Genomic DNA, 7852 nt, shown 5'->3' with positions numbered 1-7852 from the left:
AAGGTTAACGACGGTTAGATTCACCTCTTACACAGCACCTACTTATCTTGTGGACCAAGTTCTTGTGGCCATGCAAGTGCAAGGCGACAGTAACCAAAATCTAACTTAGACAGTTTAAGTACTTCAGAATATTGGTTTAGGCTCTGGCGCTCCGCTTGCGTTTCTTCAAGTACGTTTTCACCAACGATACCTAGGTCACATACACCGTCCATTACAAGACCTGGAATATCGTCATCACGAACACGTAAAACATCGATAGGCATATTGGTTGAGTGTGCAATTAGGCGCTGTTCACGTAGGTTTAATTTAACACCTAGTTGCTTGAGAAGTTCTTGGCAATCTTTTGAAAGTCTGCCTGATTTTTGAATTGCGATTCTTAAACGATTGTTAGTACTCATAATTTATATCCTTTGTTCTAAAACGAAAAACCCCGAGGGAACCTCGGGCTTTTGACTAAAAACGGTCTATAAATGACAAATGACCTCGCATGGAACACCCCGCAATGTTGCCCTTCTCAATTATCCGGGCGCTCAATTGGCCGCACTTTACGGTTTGAAGGACATGTTCGAAGTCGCAAATTCATTTGCGAGCGGTCATGATGCCGCGCTGCTGGTGCCCCATGTCGTCGACGTAACAGAGGGCAGCGCCGAGGTGTGTCCTACGGCTCTCATAAAACTCGAAACATGTGCGGCCATCATCGCACCGCCGAGCTTGCAGCAAGAAAAGTATCGCGGACACAACGCCCTCCATCACTGGATGGCGGCTCAACACGATAAAGGCGCGGTTCTCAGTTCGGCCTGTGCCGGAGCGTTCCTACTCGCGGCATCGGGGCGGCTGAATGGTCGTCCTGCAACAACACATTGGGCGCTGAGCAGACAGTTTGGGGAGAACTTTCCAGAGGTCCACCTGAAGACCGACCAGCTGATCATTGACGACGGAGACATCATTACGGCAGGCGGCGTCATGGCATGGACCGATTTGGGTCTGCGCATTGTGGAACGCTTCATGGGGCCAAGCATCATGTTGCAACTGGCGCATCAGCTGCTTATTGCGCCCGGAGGACGCGAACAGCGGTTTTACAAGACGTTCCTGCCGGAACTGCAGCATGGGGATGGCGCAATCCTGAAGGTGCAGCACTGGCTTCAAACCGCCTACAGTGACAGCCTTACGGTTTCAGAAATGGCAGAACGGGCAGGCTTGACCGCGCGCACCTTCTTGCGCCGATTTCACCGCGCCACAGGCCACAAGCCCAACACATATCTGCAGATGGTGCGGGTAGAAAAGGCGCGAAGCCAACTGGAACTCAGCTCCAGGCCGGTCGACGAAATCGCGTGGTCTGTCGGTTATCAAGACCCTGCAGCGTTTCGCAAGGTCTTTCAAAAGGTGATTGGGTTGTCACCGGGAGAGTATCGCAAGCGTTTTAATACCCAGAGCACCCAATCAGCAGCGCACGTTTTGGCAACGTGATCAAGTCGGTGGAGCGTCATCAGCGCAAAACCACTCACAAGACCTGAAAAGGGCGGTATTCCATCGACTGCTTGATTGAGATCAGGCAAGCCGCGTGGGGCTAGGATTAAGCGGCTTCTGTAGCCTTCTTTGCGCCTGTCCAGTAGGCATCAAATTCCAAGCATGCTTCTTGTGGCGTCGCGCCAGACGCGGCTACATCGCCATACTGAGCAATCCACTCAGACCCATTGCGGTAAATGTGTGGGCGCATTGTGACATGGGGCAGCATCATATGCTCGGCTGCATGTCTAAATCCGTCTGCGACGTCCTGAGAAAGCAGGGTAAAAACTTCTTCAGCAACGGGAAACTGTGACAAGGAATAATCTCCGAAATTCTATAAATGAATAACGTTATCGTGATCTCAATGATTAAAATTGTCAATATTAAATGGTGTAGGTATAGCGTTCTGCAACCCGCATCCATAGCCTCGTCCGAGCGCGATGAAACGCTTAGAAACCTAGCCGCGCATCATGCCAAGCCGCGCTTCTTTTTCAACGGACTGGCGCAGCTGAAGGTCGGAAATGGCCTTCTGCAATTCCTTGCGCTTGTCGTCATCGGTTTCAGTCGCCAGTTTCCCCTGAAGGTCCTTGATGGCCTCGGCAATGTCACCGCCCTTGGCACTGCGCATGGCGCGAACGCTCAAGGCCTCGGTGGTGGAAACAGGGCGCAAACCGTAGCGGCGTGGGATAGGTTTACCGGACCCGGCAATATCGTCCAGCTCGCCGCGAGACTTTGCCAGACTAATTTGGCGCTCAATCAGCTTGTCGAACATATGCTTTCAGGTCCTCTAAACGGCACGCGGATGCGCGCTCAAAAATGCGATGCCCTAGAGATAGTCGAAAATCGTGCGGTGTTTAAGGCATAAGGACGCTATGTCGCGCTCTTACGTACGGTGATCCACACCGGGCAAAACATGAAAAAAGCCGGCTCCCGCGGGGGCCGGCTTCAATTATCTCAATATGGCAAGCACTTAGCCGCCGAAGTCATCCAGCATGATGTCTTCACGTTCCACGCCCAGATCAAGCAGCATGTTGATGCACGGACGGCGTTCATGATTGGCGGGACCACACAGGTAGATACTCGCAGTCTTCCGGCGCCGGGTGGTTCTTCAGGTACTGCTCGAACAGAACGTTGTGGATGAACCCGGTGTAGCCGTCCCAGTCATCATCTGGCAGGGCGATCGGAAAGAGCCACGTGCCACTCGAAGTTGTCGGGTTCTTCAGCCTGAAGCTCGTCGAAGTCCTCAACATAGAACATCTCACGCTTGGAGCGGGCACCATACCAGAAGGTCGACCTTACGGTCGGTCTTGATGCGGCTCCAGCTGGTCGAAGATGTGGGAGCGCATTGGGGCCATACCCGCACCACCGCCGACGAAGACCATCTCCTTGTCGGTGTCGCGTGCGAAGAACTCGCCGAACGGACCGAGATGGTCACCTTGTCACCTGGCTTCAGGTTGAAGATGTAGGAGGACATGGCGCCCGGCAGGATGCCGTTCGATCCCGGAGGCGGCGTAGCGATACGCACGTTGAGCATGATGATGCCCTTTTCCTCCGGGTAGTTCGCCATGGAATACGCACGGATGACCGGCACGTCGCTGACGGGCTTCGTATGTCCCAAAGCTTGAACTTGTCCCAGTCTTCGCGGTACTCTTCCGCCACGTCGAACTCCTTGAAGCGAGTGCTTGTAGGGCGGACACTCGATCTGAATGTCGCCACCAGCGCGGAAGTTGACGTCCTCACCTGCTGGCAGTTCCAGAACGAGTTCCTTGATGAAGGTTGCAACGTTGTCGTTGGAGCGAACTGTACACTCCCACTTCTTGACGCCGAACACTTCCTCGGGAACTTCGATCTTCATGTCCTGCTTGACAGCCACCTGACAGGACAGGCGGTCGCCGCAACGCGCTTCGCGCTTGGTGATGTGGCTTTCTTCTGTTGGCAGAATGGAGCCGCCGCCATCGAGTCACACGCACACCGGCACTGAGCGCAGGTGCCGCCGCCACCGCAGGCGGAGGACACGAAAGATCTTTTCATCGGCAAGCGTCACCAAGCAGTTTGCCACCCGCTGGAACGGAAATGGTCCGCTCACCGTTGATCTCGATGTTCACGTTACCAGAGGCCACCAGCTTGGAGCGCGCCGCCAGAATAACCGCAACCAGAGCAAGAACGATAAGCGGTAAAGAGCGACGATACCCGCTGCAAAATCTTCCATTGATACCCCCTATTACAGTTTCACGCCGGAGAACGCCATGAAGCCCATGGCCATCAGACCTACAGAGATAAAGGTGATACCCAATCCCTGCAGACCGTCCGGAACGTCTGAGTACTTCAGCTTTTCACGCACACCGGCCAAGCGCGGTGATGGCCAGTGCCCAACCGATGCCGGAGGCAGATGCCGTAGACACTGGCTTCCGGCGAAGGAGTAGTCGCGCTCCACCATGAACAAGCGAGCCACCCAGGATCGCGCAGTTCACGGTAATCAGCGGCAGGAAGATACCCCAGCGCGTTGTAGAGCGCAGGGAAGATAGCTGATCGAGCACCATTTCCAGGATCTGAACCATCGCCGCGATCACGCCGATGTAGCAGATGAGGCCGAGAAAACGTCAGGTCAACGTTCGTGCAGACCGGCCCAGGCCAGCGCGCCCTGCGTTGAGCAGGTAGTTGAAGAGCAGGTTGTTCACCGGAACGGTGATGCCCTGCACTACGACCAACAGAAATGCCAAGACCAACGGCTGTTTCCACCTTCTTGGACACCGCCAGGAAGGTACACATGCCAAGGAAGAAGGAGAGCGCAAGGTTCTCAACAAAGATGGCCTTAACGGCAAGAGACAGAAGACCTTCCATGTCAGTGTGCCCCTTCCGATTCCATGGATCTTGTAATTCGCGCTCTTCAACCTGCGCACGGCTTCCAGGTACGGAATGCCCAGATCAGCAGGCCGATGATGAAGAACGCGGACGGAGGCAGCAGCAGCATGCCGTTTGGCACGTACCAGCCACCGTTGTTGACGGTCTGCAGAACCTGAATTCCGAACAAGTGAGCCGGAGCCGAACAGCTCACGCACGAAGCCAACAAGGATCAGGATCAGGCCAGTAGCCCAGACCGTTGCCAAGACCGTCAATGAAAGACGGGCATTGGCGGGTTCTTCATGGCGAAGGCTTCCGCGCGGCCCATCACGATACAGTTGGTGATGATCAGACCCACGAAAACAGAGAGGGTCTTGGAGATCTCGTAGAGCATACGCCTTCAAGATCTGGTCCACGAGAATCACGAGGGACGCGATGATCACCATCTGCACGATAATGCGGATGGACAGAAGGGATCTGATTACGGATCAGGGAGATCGAGAAGTTCGACAGCGCCATCAACAGACGTTACGGCAAGAGACATAACCAATGCCACCTGCAGGGAAGACGTCACCGCGAGCGCGGAACAAATACCCAGAACCTGAAGGGTAATCGGGTTGTTGTCGACGAGCGGGTCGAGCAACATTTTCTTTTTGCTCTCAGCCATTAGGCATCTCCGTTCTTCAGGTTATCGAGGAATGGCTTGAAGCCGCTGATCGCCCATCCAGAACTTGACCAGATTGTCCACGCCGCGTGCGGTAAGGGTCGCACCGGAAAGAGTGTCAATGTGGTAGTCCATGGCGTCAGGAGCAGAGGGGGCAGACTTGGCAACGCTCAGGCTGCACTTCGCCGTCATCGCCATAGATCTTCTTGCCCGGCCACTGGGCCAGCCAGCGTGGATTGTCGACCTCTGCACCAAGCCCCGGCGTTTCCGCATGCTCGTAAAAGCGCATGCCGTAGACTTCATTGCCGTCTGCCTTGAGCGCCACGAAACCGTACATGGTGGACCACAGACCATAACCGTGAACCGGCAGGATGATGCGGTCGATTTCACCGGCATCGTCGCGGATCAGGTAAACAGCCTGCCACCTTCGCCTGACGGCCGATGGACGCCAGATCGTTCTCCAGAGCGATGCTCTGCAGCCGGATCTTGCGCCGCCGCACGCTGGTTGTAGGTGAGCGGGTCGGCAATGTCCGTGAAGGCTTCCGGTTTCCATGTCCACGAGGCGTGGTTCAATGGTCTTGAAGGTTTCAGCCACATCGATGCCCGGCTCATAAAGCCCGGCCACCATGCAAGATGTTGACCTTCTTGTCGAGCGCGCGGTTTAGCTCCTGCTGAGGACGCAGCATCACGGCAGCGGCGGAAACGATCATGGAACAGACCAGACACAACACCACAGCCACGGCGATCGTGCGCGGAGCCGAATCCAGAGGGAGCGCCTGAAGCGCGCCAGAAGACCCATCTTCTGTGCTCCTTCAGCTTCAGGATTTTGTTTAAGCATGGCGTTTGATCCTCCGCGTGATGTTGGCCTGAACGACGTAGTAGTCGATCAGCGGCGCGAAGATGTTGCCGAACAGGATGGCGAGCATCATGCCTTCTGGGAACGCCGGGTTGACGACACGGATCAGCACACACCATGACGCCGATCAACGCACCGTAGACATAGCGGCCCGGATTGGTCATGCGCCGCTGACACAGGCTCGGTCACCATGAACACCAGACCGAACATGCATAGCCGCCGGTCACAAGGTGCCAGTACCAAGGCATCGCGAACATCGGGTTGGTGTCAGAGCCAACTGCGTTCAGCAGCAACGTGAAACCGATCATGCCCGCCAGACAGCCCACGATCAGGCGGTAATTGGCAATGCCCGTGTCAACCAGGAAGACCATGCCGATCGGCAGCAGGCCAGAGCAGAGGTCTCACCGAACGACGCCCTGAATGGTGCCGAGGAAGGCGCTCATCCAGGTCAATGCCGTGGTCCGCAAGACCTGCAACGCCTTCTGGCAGCGGAGACGCCAGGGCAGTCGCGCCAGAAAAGCCGTCAACCGGGGTCCAGACCGTGTCACCTGACATGTAGCGCCGGATAGGCGAAGTACAGGAACGCACGACCCGTCAGCGCCGGGTTGAGGAAGTTCTTGCCGGTGCCGCCAAACACTTCCTTACCAATGACCACGCCAAAGATGATACCCACACGCGACCTGCCACAGCGGCGTGGTTGCGGGCAGGATCAACGTGTAGAGCATTGAAGAAACAAGGAAACCCTCGTTCACCTCGTGACCGCGAACGGTCGCGAACAGATCACCTCAAAGATAGCCGCCCGCGACCAGCGTGACGATGTAGATCGGCAGGAAGTACAGCAAGCCCGTGCATGACGTTTGCAAAGATGCTGTCAGGGTTGAAGCCGATACCCAGACCATGCAAGGATCGCAGTCGCGCCAGCCCGTCGCGACATCGGAAACGCCCATGGCCGCCATCGCGGTATTGGCCTGGTAGCCGGTATTGTACATCGCCCATCAGGATACATGGGATCAGTTGCGATCACCACGTAGGTCATGATCACGCTTCATATCCAGTATGGACACGCGCGTGCGGCGCGAGCCGTGGTTACGGTTTTCGGAGTGTAGAGGAAGCTTTCCACCATCTCGTAGATGGGATAAATACTTCTCGTATTTGCCGCCCTTTTCAAAGTGCGGCGCAAGCTTATCTAGTCCACTGCGCAAGCCCACGGGTCAGCCCTCTTTCTCGATTTTTTCAAGGTTTGCGCGGAGCGCCGCACCATACTCGTTCTTGGAGTGGCAAATGAACGTCAGCAGCGCGAGGTCTTCCTCGTCCAGTTCAAGCGCACCCAGTTTCTGAGCAAGGTCGGTGTCCAGCGTTACCAAGGCACGCAGCAACTGCGTTGGCAGAATGTCCAGCGGCATCACACGCTCATAAGATCCGATTGGAACGAGCGCGCGGCTACCGAACCGTTACGGTTGGTGCCGAATGGAAACTTGAGCTTGCCACGGAACAAACCGGAAGGGTGGACGTTCTGGTTGGAGAACTTGGACATGGAACCGGGCGAACCCAGCCAAGCACGTCTTGCTTGGTGTCCTCTTCCATCAAGGTTACCTGCGTGTGGTAACGACCGAGGAAAGCGAACTGCTCCTCCGCCTTGGTGCCGCTCAGAACTGAACCGGAAACAACACGAACAGGCACGTCCTGCTTGACCTCGCCCTCAAGAACCGCGGTCAGATCTGCACCAATACGCGTGGTTACCAGACGCGGGTTGACCGCCTGCGGACCCCCGATCGCAATCACGCGCTCATTGTCCAGCTCGCCGGTCTTGAACAGAGTCCCGATGGCAATCACATCCTGATAGCCAATGCTCCACACCGTCTTGGCTTCATTGACCGGGTCAAGGAAGTGAATGTGGGTGCCTGCATTGCCCGCCGGATGCACGCCCTCAAAAGTCTCATGCTGCACCTTGGCAAGGCCCTTGCCTGGCAGATTGTCCTTCGGGT

General features: G+C 56.0%; 8 protein-coding genes and 6 pseudogenes. 1 reads left to right on the top strand and 13 read right to left on the bottom strand.

The window, feature by feature from the left end:
- Positions 1-44 precede the first annotated feature (44 nt).
- Positions 45-398 (bottom strand): annotated as a pseudogene (gene hisG / locus ACXAC4_RS18545) (ATP phosphoribosyltransferase); the annotation flags it as partial.
- Between the two features lie 136 nt (positions 399-534).
- Here hisG and ACXAC4_RS18540 point away from each other — a divergent pair.
- Positions 535-1467: a GlxA family transcriptional regulator gene (locus ACXAC4_RS18540; RefSeq protein WP_475164481.1), complete on the top strand. Its 933-nt coding sequence runs from the start codon at positions 535-537 to the stop codon at positions 1465-1467.
- A gap of 106 nt (positions 1468-1573) precedes the next feature.
- Here ACXAC4_RS18540 and ACXAC4_RS18535 read toward each other — a convergent pair whose 3' ends face one another.
- From ACXAC4_RS18535 to ACXAC4_RS18480, 12 genes and pseudogenes are all read right to left on the bottom strand, one after another.
- Entirely contained in the window at positions 1574-1822 is a 249-nt protein-coding gene (locus ACXAC4_RS18535; RefSeq protein ID WP_475164479.1) for a hypothetical protein, read from the bottom strand.
- A gap of 141 nt (positions 1823-1963) precedes the next feature.
- The gene (locus ACXAC4_RS18530) at positions 1964-2278 is read right to left on the bottom strand and encodes a DnaJ family domain-containing protein (protein ID WP_319623277.1); all 315 of its coding nucleotides are present in this window, start codon (positions 2276-2278) and stop codon (positions 1964-1966) included.
- Between the two features lie 198 nt (positions 2279-2476).
- A pseudogene (gene nqrF / locus ACXAC4_RS18525) lies at positions 2477-3719 on the bottom strand (NADH:ubiquinone reductase (Na(+)-transporting) subunit F).
- 8 nt (positions 3720-3727) lie between these two features.
- Positions 3728-3949 carry a hypothetical protein gene (locus ACXAC4_RS18520; RefSeq protein WP_475164486.1) on the bottom strand — a complete coding sequence of 74 codons (222 nt, stop codon included), beginning with the start codon at positions 3947-3949 and terminating at the stop codon, positions 3728-3730.
- A complete protein-coding gene (locus tag ACXAC4_RS18515; RefSeq protein WP_475164484.1) occupies positions 3840-4064 on the bottom strand; it encodes an Rnf-Nqr domain containing protein in 225 nt (74 codons plus the stop codon). Before ACXAC4_RS18515 ends, ACXAC4_RS18520 begins: the two co-directional genes overlap by 110 nt.
- A gap of 205 nt (positions 4065-4269) precedes the next feature.
- Positions 4270-4347, bottom strand: a pseudogene (locus ACXAC4_RS18510) (NADH:ubiquinone reductase (Na(+)-transporting) subunit E); the annotation flags it as partial.
- 46 nt (positions 4348-4393) lie between these two features.
- Positions 4394-5014 (bottom strand): annotated as a pseudogene (locus tag ACXAC4_RS18505) (NADH:ubiquinone reductase (Na(+)-transporting) subunit D).
- 21 nt (positions 5015-5035) lie between these two features.
- Positions 5036-5146 (bottom strand): FMN-binding protein, encoded by a 111-nt coding sequence (locus ACXAC4_RS18500; protein ID WP_475164476.1) that lies wholly within the window; start codon positions 5144-5146, stop codon positions 5036-5038.
- Between the two features lie 4 nt (positions 5147-5150).
- Entirely contained in the window at positions 5151-5639 is a 489-nt protein-coding gene (locus tag ACXAC4_RS18495; protein WP_475164474.1) for an FMN-binding protein, read from the bottom strand.
- Between the two features lie 202 nt (positions 5640-5841).
- A pseudogene (locus ACXAC4_RS18490) lies at positions 5842-7075 on the bottom strand (NADH:ubiquinone reductase (Na(+)-transporting) subunit B).
- 3 nt (positions 7076-7078) lie between these two features.
- Positions 7079-7270, bottom strand: coding sequence for a hypothetical protein (locus tag ACXAC4_RS18485; protein WP_475164473.1), 192 nt, complete (start codon positions 7268-7270; stop codon positions 7079-7081).
- Positions 7271-7307: 37 nt separating this feature from the next.
- Positions 7308-7852 (bottom strand): annotated as a pseudogene (locus ACXAC4_RS18480) (hypothetical protein); the annotation flags it as partial.

The organism is Pseudoalteromonas sp. AWM4_233, from assembly GCF_056158285.1.
The sequence above is the reverse complement of the archived record's forward strand: the minus strand, read 5'-3'. Positions and strand labels throughout refer to the sequence as shown.